The organism is Stenotrophomonas sp. SAU14A_NAIMI4_5 (genome assembly GCF_003086795.1).
In the GTDB taxonomy this organism is placed as follows: domain Bacteria; phylum Pseudomonadota; class Gammaproteobacteria; order Xanthomonadales; family Xanthomonadaceae; genus Stenotrophomonas.
In genome coordinates, this window is sequence record NZ_CP026003.1 from 1,346,548 (window position 1) to 1,369,366 (window position 22,819).

Genomic DNA, 22,819 nt, shown 5'->3' on the forward strand with positions numbered 1-22,819 from the left:
GGGGGCAATGGGCGACAATGCCAGCCCGGTGTCTCACCTTGTGAGACAAGGCGACAGCTTTGTGTAGAGCCGAGCCATGCTCGGCTGCCTCGACCCCGAACCGTTCAGCCGAGCATGGCTCGGCTCTACTGGGGCCGGGGGGCAGACCCCGTCCGACCCCGCCCAGGGGTTGACTTGACCGGCGCCCATTGATCTGCGTACAATCCCGCTCCTGTCCGCCCTCGATGGCGACAGTCCATAGACCACAATAACTACAGAGGAAGTCTGGTCATGTACGCAGTACTGGTCACCGGCGGTAAGCAATACCGCGTGGCGCAGGGCGAAAAGCTCCGCATTGAAAAGCTCGAAGTCGAAGTCGGCAGCGAGATCAAGTTCGACAACATCCTGCTGCTCGGCGACAGCGATGGCATCAAGATCGGCGACGCCCTGAGCGGCGCAGCGGTCACCGCCACCGTCCTGTCCCAGGGTCGTGCTGACAAGGTCCGGATCATCAAGTTCCGTCGCCGCAAGCACCACATGAAGCGTCAGGGTCACCGTCAGTACTACACCGAAATCGAGATCACCGGCATTGCCGGTGGCAGCAAGTAAGGAGATAGGTCATGGCACATAAAAAAGGCGTAGGCTCTTCGCGCAACGGTCGCGACTCCAACCCGAAGTACCTGGGCGTCAAGATCTTCGGTGGCCAGGCCATTGAAGCCGGCAACATCATCGTGCGTCAGCGCGGCACCCAGTTCCACCCGGGTTCGGGCGTCGGCCTCGGCCGCGACCACACCCTGTTCGCCCTCGTGGACGGCAAGGTGGAGTTCTCGGTGAAGGGCGCCAAGAAGCGTCGCACCGTCAGCGTCGTGTCGGTCGAAGCCTGATAAGGCTGGACTGGCGGCCATGCCCCGGCATGGCCCTGCTGGTCGAACCGCACGCTGCATGAAGAGCCCCGCTTCGGCGGGGCTTTTCGTTGGAATCAGTGGTACAACGGGCACGGCCCGACATTCAAGCAAGGCGGCGGCACGCAGGCCGCGCCCATCGCAGGCATCGAAACAATGAAACTGGTAGACGAAGCAGAAATCGAAGTGTTCGCCGGCAACGGCGGCAACGGCTGCATTGGCTTCCGTCGCGAGAAGTTCATTCCGCTCGGCGGCCCGGACGGCGGCGACGGCGGTGCGGGCGGCAGCGTGTACATCCGCGCCGACGAAAACCTGAACACCCTGGTCGACTTCCGCCATGACCGCATCTTCAAGGCGCAGCGCGGCGAGAACGGCATGGGCCGCCAGGCCTATGGCAAGGGCGGCGAAGACCTGACCATCACCGTGCCGGTCGGCACCGTGATCATCAACGTGGCCACCGACGAAATCATCGGCGACCTGACCCAGCACGGCGACCGCCTGCTGGTGGCGCAGGGTGGCCGTGGCGGCCTCGGCAACATGCACTTCAAGAGCTCGACCAACCGCTCGCCGCGCCAGGCGCTGCCGGGCGAGCCGGGCGAAGAGCGCACGCTGAAGCTGGAGCTGAAGCTGCTGGCCGACGTCGGCCTGCTGGGCTTCCCCAACGCCGGCAAGAGCACCCTGATCCGCGCCGTCTCGGCAGCGACGCCGAAGGTGGCTGATTACCCGTTCACCACGCTGTACCCGAACCTGGGTGTGGTGAAGGTGGAGAACTACCGCAGCTTCGTCATCGCCGACATTCCGGGCCTGATCGAAGGCGCGGCCGACGGTGCCGGCCTGGGCGCGCAGTTCCTGCGCCACCTGCAGCGCACCCGTTTGCTGCTGCACCTGGTGGATATCTCCCCCATGGAAGGCGGCGTGGAAGGCATTTCCCCGGTCGAGCAGGTGCGTGCCATCGAGCGCGAGCTGGAAAAGCACGATCCGGAGCTGCTGCAGAAGCCGCGCTGGCTGGTGCTGAACAAGGCCGACCTGATGTTCGAGGACGAGGCCAAGGCCGCGGCCGAACAGATCGTCGCCGAGCTGGGCTGGAAGGAGCCGTGGTTCCTGGTCTCGGCGCTGGGCCGCGAAGGTACCTTCCCGATCATGAGCCGGGTCATGGCGTTCTTCGATCGCCAGAAGGAAGACGAACTGGAAGCCGCCCGCAACGCGTAACGGCGCTGTGGGGGTTCTACGCGAAAAACCCGGCTACGGCCGGGTTTTTTGTTGGCCTGTGCGCCGGGGAGGTTGGGTCAACGGGTTCCAGCTGGGTCAACGGGCTCTGGCTGGGTAGAGTCGACTGTTAGTCGACTGCTGTTCGCGGCATCTGTAAAGCCCGCGCTGCGCGCGTTAGTCGACTAGCAGTCGACTCTACCCAGCCGGTTCGACCCAGCCGGTTCGCCCCGGCCGAATCACGGGCAACAAAAAACCCGGCCGAGGCCGGGCTTTTGTCTGCTACCCAGCCCCGAAGGGCAGGGCGGCAACGCCGGATCAGGCGGCCTTGAGGGCCTTGATGCGGTCGTTCAGGCGGCTCTTATGACGAGCAGCCTTGTTCTTGTGGATCAGGCCACGCGCGCTGAAGCGATCCAGGATCGGCTGGGCAACGGCGAAGGCGGCTTCGGCGCCGGCGGCATCGTTGGCGTCCAGCGCCTTGATCACTTTCTTGACAGCGGTGCGCAGCATCGAGCGCTGAGCCACGTTGCGCGCGTTGCGCACGACGGTCTGCTTGGCGCGCTTCTTGGCGGACTTGATATTGGCCACGGTGGTGGTTTCCTGAAAAAATCGGTGTTATGGGAACAGCAAGCTAGCTAGTATGATGGCGTAAGAAATGCACGTCAAGTCGATTGTCAAGAGGGACGCTGAGTGAGTTCACCCAAGTTGTTGCGGGGCCTGCTGTCGTTCAGCAGCATGACCATGGTCTCGCGCGTTCTCGGACTTGTCCGGGACTTCGTGGTGACCACCACGTTCGGCACCAACGCCATCACTGATGCTTTCTGGGTCGCCTTCAGGGTACCCAATTTCCTGCGCCGTTTGTTCGCCGAAGGCTCATTCGCGACCGCTTTCGTGCCGGTGTTCACGGAAGTGAAAGAGACCCGCAGGCATGCGGAGCTGCGCGAACTGATGGCGCGCACGGCCGGCACCCTCGGCGGCATCCTGATGCTGGTGACCGCCCTGGCGCTGATTTTCGCACCGCAGCTGGCCTCGGTGTTCTCAAGCGGTGTTGATACCGATCCGGTCAAGCAGGGCCTGCTGGTGGACCTGTTCCGCCTGACCTTCCCGTTCCTGCTGTTCGTCTCGCTCACCGCCCTGGCCGGCGGCGCGCTCAACAGCTTCCAGAAGTTCGCCATGCCGGCGCTGACCCCGGTCATCCTCAACCTGTGCATGATCGCCGGCGCGCTGTGGCTGGCGCCGCGGCTGGGCGGCACACCGGAAAAGCAGATCCTGGCGCTGGGCTGGGCGGTGCTTGCCGCCGGCATCCTGCAGCTGCTGTTCCAGCTGCCCTCGCTGAAGGGCATCAACCTGCTGACCCTGCCGCGCTGGGGCTGGACCCACCCGGGCGTGCGCAAGGTGATGACCCTGATGGTGCCGACCTTGTTCGGCTCGTCGGTGGCGCAGATCAACCTGCTGCTGGATACCGTCATCGCCGCCAAGCTGACCGACGGCTCGCAGTCCTGGCTGTCGCTGGCCGATCGTTTCCTTGAGCTGCCGCTGGGCGTGTTCGGCGTGGCCCTGGGCACGGTGATCCTGCCGGCGCTGGCCCGCCACCACGTCAGCACCGACCGCGAGGGCTTCTCGCGCTCGCTGGACTGGGGCCTGCGGATGACCCTGCTGATCTCGGTGCCGGCCATGCTGGGCCTGCTGTTCCTGGCCGAGCCGCTGATCGCCACCATCTTCCAGCACGGCCAGTTCAGCGCCTTCGACACCCGCATGACCGCGCTGTCGGTGTACGGCCTGAGCTTCGGCCTGCCGGCGTTCGCCCTGCTGAAAGTCGTGCTGCCGGCCTTCTACGCCCGCCAGGACACCCGGACCCCGGTGCGTGCCGGCGTCGCCGCGCTGGTGGCCAACATGGTGTTCAACTTCGCCCTGCTGGCCGTGCTGTACCAGGTGATGGTGCCCGACGAGCTGAAGGCGCAGGGCGTGATGACCGCCATCGGCAAGCAGCCGGGCCTGCACCTGGCCCTGGGTATCGCCAGCGCGCTGTCCAGCTACCTGAACCTGGGCCTGCTCTGGTACTGGCTGGGCAAGACCGATGTCTACCAGCGCCGGCCGGGCTGGGGCGGCTACCTGATCCGCCTGCTGGTGGCCTGCGTGGCCATGGTCGGCGTGCTGATGGCCCTGCTGCACTGGCTGCCTGCCTTCTCGGCCATGGGCGTGTGGGAGCGGATCGGCGCCCTGGCGCTGCTGGTCGGCGGCGGTGGCGCGACCTACGGCGTGGCCATGCTGGCGATGGGCTTCCGCCCCCGCGACCTGCGCGGGCATTGATCGGGGCCCACGGCGGCTATACTTCAGGGTTACACCATTGAAGCGGCGGCCCCGGGTGGGCCGGAACGAGAGTTGATGAGCAGGCTGTTCAGAAGCGTCGAGGGCGGGGAGCTGTTCCCCAACGGAAGCGTGGTCTGTATCGGTGCATTCGACGGCCTCCATCTGGGGCATCGTGCGCTGGTCCGCCACGCGGTCGCCCGCGCGCGCGCCTTGGGCGTGGCCGCGGTGGCCGTGGCATTCGAGCCGCTGCCGCGTGAATTCTTTGCCCAGGGCACGCCGCCGCCGCGGCTGACCCTGGCCCGCGGCAAGGTCGAGATCCTGCGCGAACTGGGCGTGGATGCGATCGGCCTGCTGCGCTTCGACGCGGCGATGGCGGCCATGCCGGCCGAGGATTTCGTCCGCACGCTGCTGGCCCAGCGCCTGGGCGCGCGCGAAGTGTGGATCGGCCCGGAGTTCTGCTTCGGCAACCGCCGTCGCGGCGATCTGGCCCTGCTGCAGGCGATGGGTGGCGAGCTCGGCTTCACTGCCGGTGAGATCGAAGCGGTCGACTTGCACGGCGATCGCATCTCCAGCACCCGCATCCGCCAGCTGCTGCAGGCCGGCGATTTCACCCATGCCAACGATCTGCTCGGTCGCCCCTACGCGATCAGCGGGCGGGTGGTGCGTGGGCGCCAGCTGGGCCGCACGCTGGGCTTCCCCACCGCCAACCTGCGCTTCCCGAAGACGCCGGCGCTGTCGGGCATCTACGCTACCTGGGTGCACGGCGTGTTCGACCAGCCGTGGCCGTCGGTGTCCAGCTTCGGTACCCGGCCGACGGTGGAAGGCGTGGAGCCGCTGCTGGAAGCCCACCTGTTCGATTTCCAGGGCGACCTGTACGGTCGACACATCGAAGTGGAATTCGTCGCCAAGCTGCGCGACGAAGAGAAATTCAATGATCTGGCGGCACTGACCGACCAGATGCACCGCGACGCCGACCAGGCGCGCGCCATCCTTTCCGAACATAGATTGCGAGCCACTGCGTGAGCCAGGACTACAAGACCACCCTGAACCTGCCAGCCACCGAATTCCCGATGCGCGGCGACCTGCCCAAGCGCGAGCCGGGCATTCTGGCGCGGTGGGAAGAGCAGGGGCTCTACCAGCAGCTGCGTGACAACGCCGCCGGCCGCCCGCTGTTCGTGCTGCATGACGGCCCGCCGTACGCCAACGGCCGCATCCACCTGGGCCACGCGGTCAACAAGATCCTCAAGGACATCATCGTCAAGTCGCGCTACCTGGCCGGCTTCGATGCGCCTTACGTGCCGGGCTGGGATTGCCACGGCCTGCCGATCGAGATCGCGGTGGAAAAGAAGTGGGGCAAGGTCGGCACCAAGCTCGACGCCGTCGAATTCCGGCAGAAGTGCCGTGAGTTCGCCGAAGAGCAGATCAACATCCAGCGCGCCGATTTCAAGCGCCTGGGCGTGACCGGTGACTGGGACAACCCGTACAAGACCCTGAGCTTCGATTTCGAGGCCAACGAGATCCGTGCGCTGGCCAAGGTCGTGGCCAACGGCCACCTGGTGCGTGGCGCCAAGCCGGTCTACTGGTGCTTCGACTGCGGCTCGGCGCTGGCCGAGGCGGAAATCGAATACCAGGAAAAGGAATCGCCGGCGATCGACGTGGCCTACGCCGCGCGCGATGCGCAGGCCGTGGCCCAGGCCTTCGGCGTGAGCCTGCCGGGCGATGTCGAAGTGGCCGTGCCGATCTGGACCACCACCCCGTGGACGCTGCCGGCCTCGCTGGCGGTGTCGCTGGGCGCGGAGATCCGCTACGTGCTGGCCGAAGGCCCGGCGCACAACGGCAAGCGCCGCTGGCTGGTGCTGGCCGCGGCCCTGGCCGAGCGCGCCCTGCAGCGCTATGGCGTCGAAAACGTGGCGCTGCACGGTGAAACCACCGGCGCGGCGCTGGAAAACCAGCTGCTGGCGCACCCGTTCTACCCGGAGCGCGAGATCCTGGTGCTCAACGGCGAACACGTGTCCGACGAGGACGGTACCGGTGCGGTGCACACCGCCCCCGGCCACGGCCAGGAAGACTACGTGGTCAGCCAGAAGTACGGCCTGCTGGACAAGTACAACGCCGGCCAGATCACCCCGGTCGACGGCCGTGGCGTGTACCTGGAATCGACCCCGCCGGCCGGTGACGTGGTGCTGGCTGGCCAGCATCTGTGGAAGGCGCAGGAGGCCATCGTCGGCGTGCTGCGCGACAACGGCGCGCTGCTGGCCTTCCATCCGATCCGCCACAGCTACCCGCACTGCTGGCGCCACAAGACGCCGGTGGTGTTCCGCGCCACCCCGCAGTGGTTCATCTCGATGGACAAGGCCAACCTGCGCAACGATGCGCTGGCCGCCATCGATACCGTCGGCTGGTTCCCGAGCTGGGGCAAGGCGCGCATCCAGAGCATGGTCGACGGTCGCCCGGACTGGACCATCTCGCGCCAGCGCACCTGGGGCGTGCCGATCGCACTGTTCACCCATCGCCAGACCGGCGAGATCCACCCGCGCACGGTGGAGCTGATGCAGCAGGTCGCCGACCGCGTCGAAGCCGAGGGCATCGACGTGTGGTACTCGCTGGATGCCGCAGAACTGCTGGGCGCCGAAGCGGCCGACTACGAGAAGGTCACCGACATCCTCGACGTCTGGTTCGATTCGGGCGTCACCCATGAAGGCGTGCTGGCCGCGCGTGGCTTCGGCAAGCCGGCCGACCTGTACCTGGAAGGTTCCGACCAGCACCGCGGCTGGTTCCAGTCCTCGCTGCTGACCGGCGTGGCCATCGACCAGCGTGCCCCGTACAAGCAGTGCCTCACCCACGGTTTCACCGTGGACGAGCACGGCCGCAAGATGTCCAAGTCGCTGGGCAACGGCATCGAGCCGCAGGACATCATGAACAAGCTGGGCGCGGACATCCTGCGCCTGTGGATCGCCTCGGCCGACTACAGCAACGAGATGTCGCTGTCGCAGGAAATCCTCAAGCGCAACGCCGATGCCTACCGCCGCCTGCGCAACACCGCGCGCTTCCTGCTGGGCAACCTGGATGGTTTCGATCCGGCCCAGCACCTGCGCCCGCTGAACGAGATGGTCGCGCTGGACCGCTGGATCGTGCACCGCGCCTGGGAACTGCAGGAGAAGATCAAGGCTGCGTTCGACAACTACAACATGGCCGAGATCGTCCAGCTGCTGCTGAACTTCTGCAGCGTGGACCTGGGCTCGCTGTACCTGGACGTGACCAAGGACCGCCTGTACACGATGCCGACCGATTCGCACGGTCGTCGTTCGGCACAGAGCGCGATGTACCACATCGCCGAAGCGTTCACCCGCTGGATCGCGCCGATCCTGACCTTCACCGCCGACGAGCTGTGGGGCTACCTGCCGGGCGAGCGTGCCGAGCACGTGCTGTTCACCACCTGGTACGACGGCCTGGCGCCGCTGCCGGCCGATGCCCAGCTCAATGCCGCTGATTTCGACCAGCTGCTGGCCGTGCGCGAGCAGGTGGCCAAGGTGCTCGAGCCGATGCGCGCCAACGGTGCCATCGGTGCCGCGCTGGAAGCGGAAATCACCATCGCCGCCAGCGAAGAGCAGGCCGCGAAGTGGCAGCCGCTGGCCGATGAACTGCGTTTCCTGTTCATCAGCGGCGACGTGCAGGTGCGCCCGGCGACCACCGACGAAGTGTTCGTCAGTGCCCAGCCGACCCAGAAGAGCAAGTGCGTGCGCTGCTGGCACCACCGCGCCGACGTCGGCAGCAATGCCGATCACCCGGAACTGTGCGGCCGCTGCGCCGGCAACATCACCGGTGCCGGTGAAGTGCGGAGCTGGTTCTGATGGCCGCGCTCCGTCCGCATCCGAACGCCCTGGTCTGGCTGCTGCTGTCGGCCGCCATCATTGGCCTGGACCAGTGGTCCAAGGCCTGGGTGCTGTCGAGCCTGCCGGAGTTCCAGCCGGTGGTGGTCATCGACGGCTTCTGGAACTGGTACCGCACCTACAACACCGGTGCGGCGTTCAGTTTCCTGAGCGACGCCGGCGGCTGGCAGAAGCACTTCTTCACCGTGCTGGCCATCGCCATCAGCGGCCTGATGGCGTGGTGGCTGCGCGCCACCGCCCGTGGCAACTGGAAGGCGGCGGTGCCGTACGCGCTGATCATCGGTGGTGCCATCGGCAACGTGATCGACCGTCAGGTGCACGGTCACGTGGTTGATTTCATCCAGTGGTATATCGGTGACCATGTCTGGCCGGCGTTCAACGTGGCCGACTCGGCCATCGTGGTCGGTGCCGTGGGCATCGCCCTGTTTGGCCTGTTCGACGGCAAGTCCGCCAAAAAGGCGGATAATGCCACCCCGAAACCGTAAGCCGGCCGCTGCCGGGAGACTGAACTGATGGATGTGCTGCTCGCCAACCCGCGTGGTTTCTGTGCCGGTGTCGATCGTGCGATCGAGATCGTCAAGCGCGCGATCGAAACGCTGGGCGCGCCCATCTACGTCCGCCATGAAGTGGTGCACAACCGCTTCGTGGTCGACGACCTGAAGCAGCGCGGCGCGATCTTCGTCGAGGAACTCGATGAAGTGCCGGACAACAACACGGTCATCTTCAGCGCGCACGGCGTCTCCCAGGCCGTGCGCCAGGAAGCCGACCGTCGTGGCCTGAAAGTGTTCGACGCCACCTGCCCCCTGGTGACCAAGGTTCACTTCGAAGTGGCCCGCCACTGCCGTGCCGGCCGTGACGTGGTGCTGATCGGCCACGCCGGTCACCCGGAAGTGGAAGGCACCATGGGCCAGTGGAACCGCGAAGCCGGTACCGGCCAGATCTACCTGGTCGAGGACGTGGAGCAGGTCGCCACGCTGGAGATCAACCAGCCGACGAACTTCGCCTACACCACCCAGACCACGCTGTCGGTGGACGATACGCGCGGCATCATCGAGGCACTGCGCGAGCGGTTCCCGGAAATGCAGGGCCCGAAGAACGACGACATCTGCTACGCCACCCAGAACCGCCAGGACGCCGTGCGCGACCTGGCCAAGCGCTGCGACCTGGTGCTGGTGGTGGGTTCGCCGAACAGCTCCAATTCCAACCGCCTGAGTGAGCTGGCCCGCCGCGAAGGCGTGGAGAGCTACCTGATTGACGGCGCGCACGAGATCGACCCGCGCTGGGTGGAAGGCAAGCAGCACATCGGCGTGACCGCCGGTGCCTCGGCACCGCAGGTGCTGGTGGATGGCGTGCTGGCCCGTCTGGCCGAGCTGGGCGCCAATGGCGTGGGCGAGCTGGACGGCGAGCCGGAATCGATGGTGTTCGCGCTGCCGAAGGAACTGCGTCTGCGGTTGGTGGACTGACTGCGGAAGGTGGTTCGCCGGGCATGGCCCGGCGCTACCGGGTGCATGTCATCCACGCATGGCGTGGATCTACTGCATCCGGCCCGCACATCACTCTGGTGATGCCCCAGTAGATCCACGCCACGCGTGGATGCGCACACCGACCATGACCTTCGGCCATGGGGCTGGGCACGCCACAGGCCTAGCATCAAAGGTTCTACCGTAGCTGGAACCTGCCTGATGAAGACCCGTGCCCTGGTGATGTCCGTGCTGTTCGCGCTGGCTACCACGCCTGCGCTGGCGCAGACCTCGCCGCCGGGCGATGCCGCGGCCCCCGGCCTGCTGCGCATCGATGTGGATGCACGTGACCTTGCCCGTCGCATCTTCAAGGTGACCGCCACCGTGCCGGTCAAGCCTGGTCCGGTCACCCTGCTGTACCCGCAGTGGATCCCCGGCAATCATTCGCCCACCGGTCCGATCGACAAGCTGGCCGGCCTGCGCGTGACCGCCAACGGCAAGCCGCTGGCCTGGCAGCGCGACCAGTTCAACGTCTATGCGTTCAAGGTGGACGTGCCCGAGGGTGTCAGCGAGATCGTTGCCCACTTCGATTTCCTCTCCTCGCAGGGCGGCAGCCAGGGTCGTGTGGTGATGACCCCGGAGATGCTCAACCTGCAGTGGAACGCCAACTCGCTGTATCCAGCTGGCGTCGATGCGCGCAACCTGCAGGCGCAGGCCAGCGTGACCCTGCCCAAGGGCTGGGGCTATGCCACCGCACTGGAAACCGTGCGCCGCGATGGCGACACCGTGGTGTTCAAGCCGATCTCCTATGACCACTTGGTCGATTCGCCGTTGTTTGCCGGCGAGCACCACCAGCGCATCGACCTCGACCCGGGTGCGAAGGTGCCGGTGCACCTGAACGTGTTCGCCGACGACGCCAAGTCGCTGAAGCCGACCGACGCGCAGATCAAGCTGCATCGCGCATTGGTGCAGCAGGCCGACAAGCTGTACGGCGCGCGCCACTACGACCACTACGAATTCCTGCTGGCCCTGACCGACCGCCTCGGCGGCATCGGCCTGGAGCACCACCGTTCCAGCGAGAACAGCGCCGCGCCCGGTTACTTCACCGAGTGGGACAACAACGCGTGGATGCGCGACCTGCTGCCGCACGAGTACACCCACTCCTGGAACGGCAAATACCGCCGCGGCGCGGACCTGGCCACCGCCAACTTCAACGTGCCGATGGGCGACAGCCTGCTGTGGGTGTACGAGGGCCAGACCCAGTTCTGGGGCCAGGTGCTGGCCGCGCGCTCGGGCCTGTGGTCGAACGAGCAGACCCGCGACATGCTGGCCAACGTGGCGGCGACCTATGACCGTGGCCGCCCGGGCCTGGCCTGGCGCGCGCTGCAGGACACCACCAACGACCCGACCATCGCCCAGCGCCGTGGGCTGGCCTACCGCAACTACCAGATGAGCGAGGACTACTACTCGGGCGGGCAGATGCTGTGGCTGGAAGTGGAAGGCAAGCTGCGCGAGCTGAGCGGCAACCGCCGCAGCCTGGATGATTTCGCTCGCGCGTTCTTCGGCGTCGGCAATGGCGACTGGAACGTCAAGCCGTACACCTTCGAGGATGTGGTGGCGACCCTCAACGGCATCGCGCCGTACGACTGGGCCAGCTTCCTGCGGCAGCGCCTGGACGGGCACGGTTCGCTGACCGGTGGCCTGGAGCTGGCGGGTTGGAAGCTGGTCTACCGTGATACGCCGAACGAGGCCTATAAGGCGCAGGAAAAGCGCGCCAAGGCCGCGCTGCTGGCCTACTCGCTGGGTGCCACCGTGCTCGACACGGGCGTGGTTGGTGATGTGATCTGGGACAGCCCGGCCTTCAACGCAGGCCTGGCACCGGGCATGAAGGTGATTGCCGTGGGTGGCCGCGAGTACAGCAGCGAGCGCCTGAAGGACGCCGTCGCTGCCGCGGCCAAGGACAAGGCGCCGATCGTGCTGCTGGTCAAGCAGTTCGATCGCATCGACACGATGAGCATCGACTACCACGGTGGCCTGCAGTACCCGGTGCTGGAGCGCATCGCCGGCAAGCCGGACCGCCTTGCCGAGCTGTGGAAGGCGCGATGATGCATTGATCTCTGTAGAGTCGACCGTTGGTCGACGTTGCCCTTCGTAGAGTCGAGCTTGCTCGACTGCTTTTGCCAACAGCAGTCGAGCAAGCTCGACTCTACACAAGCGCTTATTCGACGTCGGCGGCGCTTTCGCAGGTTCGCTCTGGCGCGCACAGGCGGTCGAGCAGCGCCAGGGTGACGCCGTTGCTCCAGCCGAAGCCATCCTGCAGCGGGTATTCGCCGCCACCGCCGCCGCTGGCCGAGCCATCCACTACGTACTTCTCCACCAGCTTGCCGTCGCGGTCGTAGACCGATTGCACCGTGCGCAGGAAGCGCACGCCCAGCGTCCGCGCCAGCGCCTGCTGGCCGTAGTGCTGCAGCCCGTCCACGGCCACCCACTGCAGCGGCGCCCAGCCGTTCGGCGCATCCCATTGCTGTCCGGTGTCGCGCTGGGTGGTCAGCAGGCCACCGGAGCGCAGTAGGCCGGCTTCCACGGCATCGGCGGTGCGTCGCGCCTGGGCAGTGTCGGCAATCTTCAGCCACAGCGGGAACAGCGTCGCGGCGGTCAGGGCGGGGCGTTGCTGGCCGCTGTCCAGGTCGCGGTCGACGTAGTACCCCTGGCGCGCATCCCACAGCTGCGTGTTGATGGCCGCGCGGCGTGAGGCGGCCAGATGCTGGAAACGGCGCGCATCGTCACGCGCACCCGATGCCGTGCTCGCGCGCGCCAGTGTCTGTTCCAGCTGGAACAGCAGGCTGTTCAGATCTACCGGCACGATGGACGTGGTGCGGATGCTGGACAGCTGCGCCGGGTCATCCAGCCAGCGCGAGCTGAAATCCCAGCCGGATTCGGCACCGGCGCGCAGATCGCGGTACACCTGCGAGGGCGCACGTTGTGAAGCCTGCACAGCCGTCGCCAGGTCATCCGTCCACGATTCAGTACGCGGCACCGCACGCGCATCCCAGTAGCGATTCAACAGCTGGCCATCGGCCAACCGCACCACGCGTTCGCGGGCCTGGCCCGGGGCAAGATCCTCTGCGCCGTGCATCCAGAACGCGTGTTCGATGCGCAGCTGCGGCAGGTAGCGCCGGTACGCGTCGTCACCTTCGTGGCTGGCCAGCAGTTCCACCATCAGGCTGAAGAACGGCGGCTGCGAACGGCTTAGGTAGTAACTGCGGTTGCCGTTCGGGATGTGGCCGTACTGGTCCAGCTGCCAGGCGAAGTTGTCGACCATGTCGCGCACCTGCTGCCAGCGTTGGCTGGACGCCAGGCCGAGCATGGTGAAGTAGCTGTCCCAGTAATAGACCTCGCGGAAGCGTCCGCCGGGCACGACGTACGGGTGCGGCAACGGCAACAGCGAACCGTGCGGATCGACCGTAGCCGTGTGCCGTTGCAGGACAGGCCACAGGCCTTCGATATGCGCACGCAGCGTCTCTCCGGCCGGCGGCACGTAGGCAGGTGCATAGACGGGTACATCGAATCGGGTCGCGACGAAATCGCGCAACGTGTAACCGGGGTGCCGCTGTGTGGTCTGCCAGTCCGCCAGTACGGCCGCCGCCGGCTGGCGCGGTACAGCGTCGGCAAACGTCTTCTGGTCGGCAAACAGATGTGCTCGCTGCACCTGCTGGAACAGCGGGGCCAGTTGCTGGTCGGGCGCCGGTGGCGTGACAGCGTGCGTCTGTGCTGCCACCGTTACACATGTCGCCAGCAGTGCGGGCAGCAGCAGCCAGGCGGAACTGCATCCGGGGTGACGCATGGGAGCCTCCGATTTCGCTGACGGGCACTTTAGGCTGCGCGCTGTGAAAAGACGGCGACTGCGCATCCAGGTCGCCGTTCCGACTCAGTTCTTTTCAGCCACCTTCAGCAGCGTGCCGGCCTTGTCGAACGTGAGGCTGATGCTCCTGCGGTCACCATGCACTTCATCTGGGCGCCAGGACAGGCGTGCGTTGCTACGGATGACCAGATACACGTAGTCGACCTTCTCCGGCGTGGCCATCACGGTTTCGCGCTGTTCCTGCAGAGCCTTGGCGACACGGGCCACGGCGGTGAAGTCGATGTCATCCAGGGCCGCGCTGTTGTCCTGCAGATTGAACAACCTGCCCATCCGGTGCAGATTGACCGGTTCGCCCTTGCGCCACGTACCGTCCGCGAAGTGGTAGCTGTCCACGTTGCCGGCCACGTCCGGATCGATCAGGTCGAGGTTGATGCGGCCATCGCCATAGACATTGATGCCGCCATAGATGCGCAGGGACTTGCCCTGAAGGGCGGGCATGGCCTCCAGCGCGTCACGCGCGGCCTGCAGACGCTCGGTATCGAACACCAGGTTGGATGACTGCGGTGCAGGAGCCTGCACAGGTTCAGGTGCAGGTGAGGCGGCGGCCCGCTGCCGGGTGTACTCGCCGGGTGCGCCGGACAGCGGCTGGCCGGCAAGCGTCTCGCGCAGTGTATCCAGTGCGCCACCTGCTACCGCAACCGCTGCCAGCAGCAGCACGGTCAGTGCAAAGATCAGGGCAGTGGAAGGTGGGCGCTTCATGGCAGCTCCATCCGCACGTTGGTGCGGTCATCCGGATCGTAGAGCAGGGTGACCGCGTCGCGCGGTACCGTCGCCAGGTCCAGCAGCGATACGATGCGGCGTACGCTGACCTGGTGTACGGCACCGTCGCGGTCGGTGAACTGCAACTGGAATTCCAGCTGCGGCTGTTCGTTGATGTAGGTGCCGGTCTGGCGCACAGCCAGCACGTCGGCCCGCACGCCGACGCCGCGGTACTTCAGAGCCTCGCCACGTGCATCCATCTGCAACGCGCGGCCAAGCAGGCGCAGGCCGCCCACATACGCGCACAGCACCAGCGGGCAGACCAGCAGCGGATGGCCGAGGGAAAGAAAGGTCCAGCCCTGGCCCTCGTTCTGCAGGCGCCAGCACAGGACATAAGCCATCACCACAACAGCAACGCCAAGCAGACCGGCCGCCGCACGACGGCACAGGCTGGCCACGTCCATTTCCGGGGCCGCACCGGCCAGGACCAGGTTGGGAAACACGCCGGGCGAACGGCTTATGCGCGCCTCCAGCTCCTTACCAACGGCAAAGCGCTGCAGGTGCGGCTTGCTGTCAACCAGCACCAGCTGATCGGTGATCGGCGTGCCGGAAAGATTGTCGAACGAGAGCTGCAGTTTCCACTGCGCAAAACCCCGCACATGCACCCCGGTCTGCTCGGCGTGTTCGACACGCGCGTTGCGTGGCTCGCCGTGGGCAAGGATATCGTGTACACGGTGGATCGCCCGCAGTGGCGCAAGCATCAGGTAATGCAGAAAGGCGTACAGCAATGTCAGCCACAGCGTCAGCGAAGTGGCCAGCAGCGCCAGCGCCAGCCAAGGCGCACTGCGCGCAGCATGCGGGATCGAGCCATCGGCGCCGAAATACAGAATGCAGGGGAAGGGCAGCGCGAAGAACAGCAGGAAGGCGCCCCAGAACCAGAGTTGTCCTTTCATGGAAGCAGGTGTTGGCGAAACAGGGGGCGCAGCGTACTACGCTTCACCGGAACTGCAGCGTCAGCAGGAAGTAACGCCCCAGCGGATCATCCAGCCCGGCCATCTGCCCGCCGCTGCCCACCAGGTAGTTCACCGGCGCGGTATCCAGCACGTTGTGCACGTCCAGTGCGGCCACCACGCGCGGGCTCAGCTTGCGTGCCACGTGCAGGTTCCAGCGCAGCTGCGCCGGGTTCATGCAGCGATGCGCCTCGCGCTGCTCCACCGGGCAATCCTCGCCGGCCAGCCACGCACGCGTGCGGCCCACGCGGTTGCCACGCAGGGCGATGTCCCACGAGGGGTTCTGCCACTGCACGTTGATGATGCCGGCGAAGGTGGGTGTGGCGTGGCCGCGCAGGTCCACCGATTCGCCATGCGCGCGGTCGCGGCGCAGCTCCTGCTGCTTCAGGCCATCCAGCGAGAACAGCCACTGGCCATCGCGGCCGGCATCGATGCGGTACTCGCCGCGCAGCACCCAGTTGCGCGAGGTGGTGCGGCCGATGTTGTCGAAGGACAGGCGCAGGTCGCGCAGGCGGCCCTGCTCGTCCAGTTCCCATGTGTCGGGGTTCCACAGCGCATCGCTGGGCTGCATCGCGAGGATCTCGTTGCGCAGCTCCACGATGTTGTGGGTCAGCGACAGCGAGAACGCGTCGGTGGGCGTCCAGCTGGCCGCCAGCGAATGGCTGCGCGAGGTTTCGGCGCGCAGCGCATCGTTCTCCACCACGTCCACCTCCACCGCGCAGCCACCGCCGCGCAGCGTGCGCGCGCAGGGCGGCAGGGTGTCCGACGCGGGCAGCGCCAGCAGGCCGAAGTAGGCCGGTGGCCGGCGCCGCTCGAACAGGCTGGGTGCGCGGAAGCCGCGGCCACTGGCCAGCATGAACGACCAGTGCGGGCTCGGGCTCCAGCGCAGGCCGGCGCGCGGCGAGAACGCGCTGTCGCCATCATCGCGGTCCAGCCGCGCGGCCAGGTCCAGGCGCAGCGTCGAGGCCAGCGGCAGGCCGACTTCTGCATACGCCGCACTGCTCGGCCGCGACAGCCGCCGTTGTTCCAGCGGCAGGCCCAGCGCCAGTTCGCCCTTGCCCAGCAGCGGGTCGGGCAGCGAGGTCCAGCGCTCCTGGCGCAGGTCGAGGCCGGTGGCCAGCTGTGCCTTGCCGCCGGGCAGGTCCATCAGTTCGCGCTGCACGCCCCACCAGCCCTGCAGCTGGGTGGTGCGGCCGCGGTTGCGGATGGTCGGGAACAGTTCGTCGGCCAGGCCCGGTGGCAGCGTGGAAAAACCGGGCAGGAAGTCCAGCGTGAGCGCGGCCTCCAGCAGGCGCTCGCTGCGCACGGCGCCGCCGGTACGCAGGTCCACCTGGCTGCGCTGCGCACTCAGTCCGGCCTCCCAGCTGCGGCCGCGCTGGTCGCGGCCGATACCAACGGTCAGGTCGCCTTCGCTGGCGCGCACGCGCGGCTGTACCTCGCCGCCCTCCTGCAGCACCACGTTGAGCAGGGCATTGCGGTTGAAATCCAGCGCCACTGCGGTCGGGCCCAGTTCGAAGCGCTGGCGGTTGTGGCTGGCACGCGCTTCCACATAGGCGTAGCGGCCTTCGCCGCGCTCATGGCGGTAACGCAGATAACCCGACAGCGTGTCCGAGGCCGGCTGCAGCGAACGCGGGCGCACGCTGTCGTACCAGCAGCCATCCTCGTCCTCCTGCAGCGGCGCATGGCATTCGCTGGCCGGGTAGTAATCGCCGTTGGCCAGGATCAGGCCGATCGGGTACAGCTCGCTGTCGGCATGCCAGCTTCGGCGGTCGCCGGCCACGTGGCGCAGGCGGTGCAGGTCGAGGCCGGCAAACCAGCGGTCACCGTTGTCACGCACGCCGCCGGTGGCTGCCTGCACGCGGTGCTGGTCACCATCGCCGCGGCCACTGATGCCGGTCTGCAGAGTGGCTTCGGGACCATCGGCCTGGTCGCGCAGGATGATGTTGACCACGCCGGACATCGCGTCGGCGCCATAGATGGCCGACGCGCCGCCGCGCACCAGTTCGATGCGTTCCACGAAGCTGAGCGGAATGCCGCCGAGGTCGGTCAGGCCGCCTTCCTCCAGCGACACCATCGGGTAGCGCGGCAGGCGGCGGCCGTTGACCAGAAACAGCGTGGCGCGTGGGCCCATGCCATCCAGGCTGGTGGTGGCGGCCGCACCCACCGGCAGGTACAGCGAATCGCCACCGCGCGAGGTGCTCAGCGGCGGGTGGCCGTTCATGCCGGGCAGGTGGCGCAGCAGATCGAACAGGGTGCCGTAGCCGCTGCGCAGGATGTCCTCGCGCTCGATCACCGTCACCGGCAACGTGGTCTGCACGGAGGTGCGCGGCAGGCGGCTGCCGGTCACGTGGATCGGTGCCAGGTCCACCTGTGCCGGCCGCTGCGGTCGCGGCGGCGGGGCCGGCGCAACCACCGCAGGCGCTGCTGCCGCCATGGCATGGCGACGCAGCACGTAGCCACCGCCGGGCGTGCGCAGGATGTTGACCGGCCGGCCGGCCACCAGCGCCTTCAGCGCAGCGGCAGGTTCCTGCGGTCCCTGCGTTCCGGGCGTGCGCAGGTCGGCCAGCTCGCGGGCATCGAACACCAGCGATACGCCGCTCTGCCGCGCCCACTGCTGCAGCGCCGGCGCCAACGGGCCGGCGGCGATGTGGTATTCGACCGGGGCGGCGGTGGGCGATTCTGCAGCGGCCGTGGCACCGGCCAGGGCAAGCCACAGCAGGACCATCAAACGCTGCCGCAGTGCCCCGGGGCTGGGCATCCGCGCCGCCTCAGTAAGTGCGGCGCAGTTCCAGCGCGCCATCCTTGCGCGGCTGGCCAGCGATCGACCACCCCAGTTCCAGGGCAGACAGCAGTTCATGCGGATCGCCGGCACGGAAGCTGCCGCTCACGGCCAGATCGGCGATGTCCGGGTCGGCAATCACCAGCGGCGTGCTGCCGTAGCGGTTCATGCGCTCGACCACGGTGGACAGCGGCGTGGCATCGAACACCAGCCGGCCCTCGGGCCAAGCTTCGGCCGCGGCGGTGGTGGCCAGCTGAGGGCCCGGCTGGATGCGGCCGGACGGCGACACCTGCAGCTGCTGGCCCGGGGCCAGCGTGTGCTGGGCGCTGCCGCTGGTCACTTCCACGGCGCCTTCCAGCAGGGCCACTTCGACCCGGCCATCGTTCAACCGCTCGACCTGGAAGGTGGTGCCGATGTCGCGGATGCTGCTGCCGCCGGCCTGCACCCGCAGCGGGCGCAGGGAGGCGGCCACCTGCAGCTGCATGCGGCCGCGTTCCAGTTCCAGCTCGCGCTTGCGCCAGCCGAAGCGGGCGCTCAGCGTGGTGCCGGCATCGAGGGTGGCGATGCTGCCATCGGCCAGCGTGCGCACCTGCGGCAGGTGACTGGCGTTGGCGTAGAGCTGCGGGGTGGGGTTGCCGTCGGTGTAGACCATCCAGCCGATGCCCACGGCCAGGCAGACGCCGGCCGCCGCCGCCACCGAAGGCAGCCAGCGCCGTGTGGGCGTGCGTGCAGCGCGGGCGGCAGCGGTGCGCAGCCACGGGTCGCCGGACAGGCCAGCGCTGCGCAGGTGCAGCTTCTCGGCCTGTGCCCAGGCGGTCACGTGGGAGGGGTGTTCGGCCAGCCAGTCCTCGAACGCTTCACGCTCGATCGAGGTGCAGTCGGGGGCCTCCAGGCGGGCCACCCAGGCGCTTGCGCGCTCGAACAGCAACGTGTCATCCATGTATGCGTCGCGGGTCACTCACTATCTCCATCAGTGTGGAGAGGATTGCTGCCCAGCTCCTTGCGCAGGCCCTGAAGGGCACGGGCGATGTGTTTTTCCACCGTCTTGGCGGTGATGCCGCAGTGCCGGGCGATCTGTGCATAGCTCATGCCGGTGATGCGGTTGAGCAGATACACCTCGCGGGCACGTTCGGGAAGCTTGAACAGTGCCTGTCGCAGCAGCGCGATCATCTGGCCGGATTCTGCCTGACGCAGCGGATCGGGAGAAGTGCCGTGCGGCTCCTCGCTGCCGTCGCGTTCACCCAGCGGCAGGTGAGCGCGCGCGTGTGGCGAACGGCCGCGGTCGGCCAGGCGGTTGCGGGCGATGCGGTACAGCAGCAGCCGCAGTTCGTCGGTGCCATGGCCGCGGTAGCGGATCAGCCGCTCGATGCTGTCCTGCGCGATGTCCTCGGCATCCTCCGGGCCGACACCGCGCATGCGCAGGAAGGCACACAGCGGCGCACGTTCCTCACGGATGAAGGCGATGAAGGCATCCGGAACCCCGGCCGGGTCCGGCGCGCGCTGGGGCAGGGGGGAGGGGGCGGACAGGGGGAAGGCCTCGAACGACAAACGCGTCATCGAGTTTTACAAGACCATGACCGCAGGGGGAAGTCCATCTGGCTTACGACATGCGTTGATGAACGAGTTCAGATTTTCGCGTGCGACGCACTGGGGGTGTTCGGTGCGCTGCGGCGTTCTGCTTTCGTCCCGCGTGGTGCGGGTTGGAGAGAGAGACCGCAATGAAGCATTCGAAGTTGAGCCTGGCCCTGGCCGGCCTGGTGGGTATGGCAACGCTGGGCGCGATCGGCGACGCAGCGGCGATGAACTACCACGTGCAGGACGACCGCGTCGTTCTCAGTGGTGGCGTGACCTTCGCCGACGTCGTCGCGCTGCCGGCGCTGCTGGCCAAGGCACAGGAAGAAGGCCGCCCGATCCGCGAAGTCGTGCTGCGCACCTCCAACGGTGGCGCGCTGATCGCCGGTGAGTGGCTGCAGGCCATCATCCGCACCCAGGGCCTGGACACCATCGTGTCTGGCCACTGCATCTCGTCGTGCTCGATCATGCAGTCCGGCGGCGTCAACCGCTACCTGGCCGGCGACCTGCCGGTGGTCGATTCGGTGCAGATCCATGCCGCCAGCAGCGGCGGCCGCATCACCTACAGCCCGTCGCCGCGCATGACCCAGATCTACACCGGCAACTACGGCGGTGGCATGGATGCCGGCCTGCTGCACAAGGCCATGTATGAAGTGGTGGCGCCCAACGGCCTGCTGGTATTCCGCGACCCGTCGCGCACCACCGGCACCTCGGTCAGCTTCGATCCCGATGGCAGCGGCCGCAACCTGCAGCTCTTCCCGGGCCAGGACATCCGCAGCAACAACATCATCACCGAGGCCGGCTACCGCGACCCGGGCGATACCCTCAGCGTCACCGGCAACGTCAGCGGTGACATCAACGCTGGTTACATGGCCACTGCACGCCAGCTGCAGGCGCTGGTGGATGATGACTTCGCGCGCTGGAACGACGACGAGTACGACACCACCTACATCAACTATGCGGTGACCCTCTACAACCTGGCGTCCAACGGCCCGAATGGCGTCGGCCAGTTCTCGTTGCAGGACTACCTCAACAATCCGGGTAACCAGGCGTTCCTGCAGGGCCAGCTGCGCCTGGCCGATCTGGATGCCTCCGCGCTGGCCAACTCGGCCGGCGTGATCCGCGTCGCCAAGGGCGGCACCTGGCGCACCTCGGCCACCACCGGTGCCGATTTCATGCTGGTCGACGGCGGCACCATCGCCCTGGAAGGCGGCGCCCTGCGCGCACCGGAAGTGCGGGTGATGGCCGGCGGCCTGGTGGTCGGCCACGGCGACATCGCCTCGCTGGAAACCGACACCGATGCACTGCTCGACGCCACCGGCCCGTCGCTGCGTGAGGACGGCTTCAACCGCCTGCGCGTGTACGGCACGCTGATGCCGCGCGGTGGCGACCTGGTCACCCACGGCTACGTCAACATCATGCCGGGCGGCAACGTGCTGTTCGACGTCACCGAAGCCGGTGGCAGCGCCGCCGGTCGCCTGCGCGTGGGCAGCTTCTACGATGGCGGGCAGACCGATGGCGCACTGGTGATCTCGCCCGGTGCGCACCTGGAATTGAACGTCGCCGAGGGCTTCTACGCCGGCAATTACCAGCGTGAACTGGTCACCGGCCCGATCTACGAGGATGGCTTCGCCGATGCCGTGCGTCTGGGCGATACCGGCTACAGCGCCAGCATCACCGGCAACGAAGTCTTCCGCCCGCGGCACAACTCGCTGCTCAGCTTCAACATCCACCAGAGCGAAGACGGCCTGTCGCTGACCGCCAACCCGGGCTTCGACCAGCTGGCACAGTTGACCGCCAGCAACGGCAACCAGAGCCTGGGTGTGGCCCTGGCCGCCGCAGGTGATCGCCAGGACGCGCGCCTGAAATCGCTGCTGGGCGCGCTGCAGTTTGCTGACCGCGATGTCATCGCGCAGCAGGCCGGTGCCCTGCGCGGTGATGCGCACGCCAGCCTGCGCCTGGCCGACAACGCCCTGGTGGGCAGCATCGGCAACGTGGTCACCCAGCACCAGGCCGGCCTGCGCAGTGGCAGCGGCGATGCCGGCGGTCTGGCCGCACAGGCGGCACAGGCGGCCTCGGCCCAGCCGGGCATGGCCAACGGCAGCCTGTTCAACCAGCTGGCGATGCACCTGGTGGAGCCGGCCGCGCAGGCAGTGGCCGGCGCCTCGGGTACCGACTATGGCGACGGTGCGCGTAACCATGGCTTCTGGGGCCGCGGCTTCGGCAGCCATGGCCGCATCGATGGCGACGGCGGCGTGGCCGGCCTGACCCACACCGTGGGCGGCATCGTGCTGGGCGCCGATACGCGCGTGGCCGATGACTGCGTCAGCCTGGGCGTGAGCGTGGCGGCGGCCGACATGTCGACCAAGGCCCGCGATGGCTCCGGCTTCACCGGTGACGTGCGCGCGCTGGATATCGGTGGTTACATCGATGCCACCTATGCGCGTGGCTACCTGTCGGCCGCCGTGCGCTATACCGATCTGCGCCACGACACCCGTCGCGGCATTGCCGGCATCGACGGCTTGAACGATCCGCTGCGCGCCAAGTACAACAACGATGCGATCTCCGCGCGCCTGGAGCACGGCTTCAGCTTCACCACCGGCAACGGCCTGGTGGTGCAGCCGCTGCTGCCGGTGGTGGATTACGCGCGCACTTCGGCCACGCGCTTCAACGAAGGGCAGAGCGCGGGCGCACTGGCCGGCCGTGGCGACAGCCTGGAAAGCATCCGCGTGGGTGCTGGCCTGCAGCTGTTCAAGACCTTCGACGGCAACAACGGCGAGCGCATCACCCCGCGCGCCCGCGTGGTCTGGCAGAAGGAACTGGGCGACACCCAGGCCCGCTACAGCACCGGCTTCGCCGCGGCCCCGGACCTGTTGTTCGGCAGCAGCAGCCAGACGCTGGGCGAGCAGGTGCTGGCCTGGAACCTGGGCGTCACCAGCCGCGCCAGCGACCGCCTGTCGGTGATGGTCGACTACGTGGGTGAGCGCCGCGATGGCCAGGTGCAGAACGGCGTGATGCTGGGCCTCGGCTACGCGTTCTGAGTAAAGGGCGCACCGGCGGCAGCATCGCCGCCGGTGCGCTATGGTCTGC

17 protein-coding genes are annotated in these 22,819 nt (G+C 67.4%); 10 read left to right on the forward strand and 7 right to left on the reverse strand.

Annotated features, from left to right (window positions below; genetic code table 11):
* Positions 1–270 precede the first annotated feature (270 nt).
* From rplU to cgtA, 3 genes are all read left to right on the forward strand, one after another.
* Positions 271–588 (forward strand): 50S ribosomal protein L21, encoded by a 318-nt coding sequence (gene rplU, locus C1925_RS06480; RefSeq protein WP_004148331.1) that lies wholly within the window; start codon positions 271–273, stop codon positions 586–588.
* Between the two features lie 11 nt (positions 589–599).
* Complete coding sequence (gene rpmA, locus C1925_RS06485; protein ID WP_004148333.1) at positions 600–863, forward strand: 50S ribosomal protein L27; 264 nt, start codon at positions 600–602, stop codon at positions 861–863.
* A 174-nt stretch (positions 864–1,037) separates the two neighbouring features.
* A complete protein-coding gene (gene cgtA / locus C1925_RS06490) occupies positions 1,038–2,090 on the forward strand; it encodes an Obg family GTPase CgtA (RefSeq protein WP_108768179.1) in 1,053 nt (350 codons plus the stop codon).
* A gap of 315 nt (positions 2,091–2,405) precedes the next feature.
* Here the strand turns inward: cgtA and rpsT are convergent, their stop codons facing one another.
* Positions 2,406–2,675, reverse strand: a complete 270-nt coding sequence (rpsT, locus tag C1925_RS06495; RefSeq protein WP_005408560.1) for a 30S ribosomal protein S20 — start codon at positions 2,673–2,675, stop codon at positions 2,406–2,408.
* A 117-nt stretch (positions 2,676–2,792) separates the two neighbouring features.
* On the opposite strand from rpsT, the gene murJ reads away from it, so the two are divergent.
* The 6 genes from murJ to C1925_RS06525 all read left to right on the forward strand — a co-directional run bounded on the left by murJ (position 2,793) and on the right by C1925_RS06525 (position 11,853).
* A complete protein-coding gene (murJ, locus tag C1925_RS06500) occupies positions 2,793–4,397 on the forward strand; it encodes a murein biosynthesis integral membrane protein MurJ (RefSeq protein WP_108768180.1) in 1,605 nt (534 codons plus the stop codon).
* A 75-nt stretch (positions 4,398–4,472) separates the two neighbouring features.
* Complete coding sequence (locus tag C1925_RS06505) at positions 4,473–5,420, forward strand: bifunctional riboflavin kinase/FAD synthetase (RefSeq protein WP_108768181.1); 948 nt, start codon at positions 4,473–4,475, stop codon at positions 5,418–5,420.
* Positions 5,417–8,248: an isoleucine--tRNA ligase gene (gene ileS / locus C1925_RS06510; RefSeq protein ID WP_108768182.1), complete on the forward strand. Its 2,832-nt coding sequence runs from the start codon at positions 5,417–5,419 to the stop codon at positions 8,246–8,248. Before C1925_RS06505 ends, ileS begins: the two co-directional genes overlap by 4 nt.
* Positions 8,248–8,772, forward strand: coding sequence for a signal peptidase II (lspA, locus tag C1925_RS06515; protein ID WP_108768183.1), 525 nt, complete (start codon positions 8,248–8,250; stop codon positions 8,770–8,772). Before ileS ends, lspA begins: the two co-directional genes overlap by 1 nt.
* A gap of 27 nt (positions 8,773–8,799) precedes the next feature.
* On the forward strand, positions 8,800–9,750 hold the full coding sequence (gene ispH, locus C1925_RS06520; RefSeq protein WP_108768184.1) for a 4-hydroxy-3-methylbut-2-enyl diphosphate reductase: 951 nt from the start codon (positions 8,800–8,802) through the stop codon (positions 9,748–9,750).
* A gap of 219 nt (positions 9,751–9,969) precedes the next feature.
* The gene (locus C1925_RS06525) at positions 9,970–11,853 is read left to right on the forward strand and encodes a M61 family metallopeptidase (protein WP_108768185.1); all 1,884 of its coding nucleotides are present in this window, start codon (positions 9,970–9,972) and stop codon (positions 11,851–11,853) included.
* Between the two features lie 112 nt (positions 11,854–11,965).
* Here C1925_RS06525 and treA read toward each other — a convergent pair whose 3' ends face one another.
* The 6 genes from treA to C1925_RS06555 form a co-directional block, all read right to left on the reverse strand.
* Entirely contained in the window at positions 11,966–13,591 is a 1,626-nt protein-coding gene (treA, locus tag C1925_RS06530) for an alpha,alpha-trehalase TreA (protein WP_108768186.1), read from the reverse strand.
* 84 nt (positions 13,592–13,675) lie between these two features.
* A complete protein-coding gene (locus C1925_RS06535; RefSeq protein WP_108768187.1) occupies positions 13,676–14,368 on the reverse strand; it encodes a hypothetical protein in 693 nt (230 codons plus the stop codon).
* A complete protein-coding gene (locus C1925_RS06540; RefSeq protein ID WP_108768188.1) occupies positions 14,365–15,321 on the reverse strand; it encodes a hypothetical protein in 957 nt (318 codons plus the stop codon). The genes C1925_RS06535 and C1925_RS06540 overlap by 4 nt, the downstream gene beginning before the upstream one ends.
* 43 nt (positions 15,322–15,364) lie before the next feature.
* On the reverse strand, positions 15,365–18,136 hold the full coding sequence (locus tag C1925_RS06545) for a TonB-dependent receptor (protein ID WP_108768189.1): 2,772 nt from the start codon (positions 18,134–18,136) through the stop codon (positions 15,365–15,367).
* Between the two features lie 10 nt (positions 18,137–18,146).
* Complete coding sequence (locus C1925_RS06550) at positions 18,147–19,115, reverse strand: FecR domain-containing protein (RefSeq protein WP_108768190.1); 969 nt, start codon at positions 19,113–19,115, stop codon at positions 18,147–18,149.
* Entirely contained in the window at positions 19,112–19,714 is a 603-nt protein-coding gene (locus C1925_RS06555) for a sigma-70 family RNA polymerase sigma factor (RefSeq protein WP_174213493.1), read from the reverse strand. The genes C1925_RS06550 and C1925_RS06555 overlap by 4 nt, the downstream gene beginning before the upstream one ends.
* Positions 19,715–19,875: 161 nt before the next feature.
* Here C1925_RS06555 and C1925_RS06560 point away from each other — a divergent pair, with 161 nt between their 5' ends.
* Positions 19,876–22,770, forward strand: a complete 2,895-nt coding sequence (locus C1925_RS06560; RefSeq protein ID WP_108768191.1) for an autotransporter domain-containing protein — start codon at positions 19,876–19,878, stop codon at positions 22,768–22,770.
* Positions 22,771–22,819 lie beyond the last annotated feature (49 nt).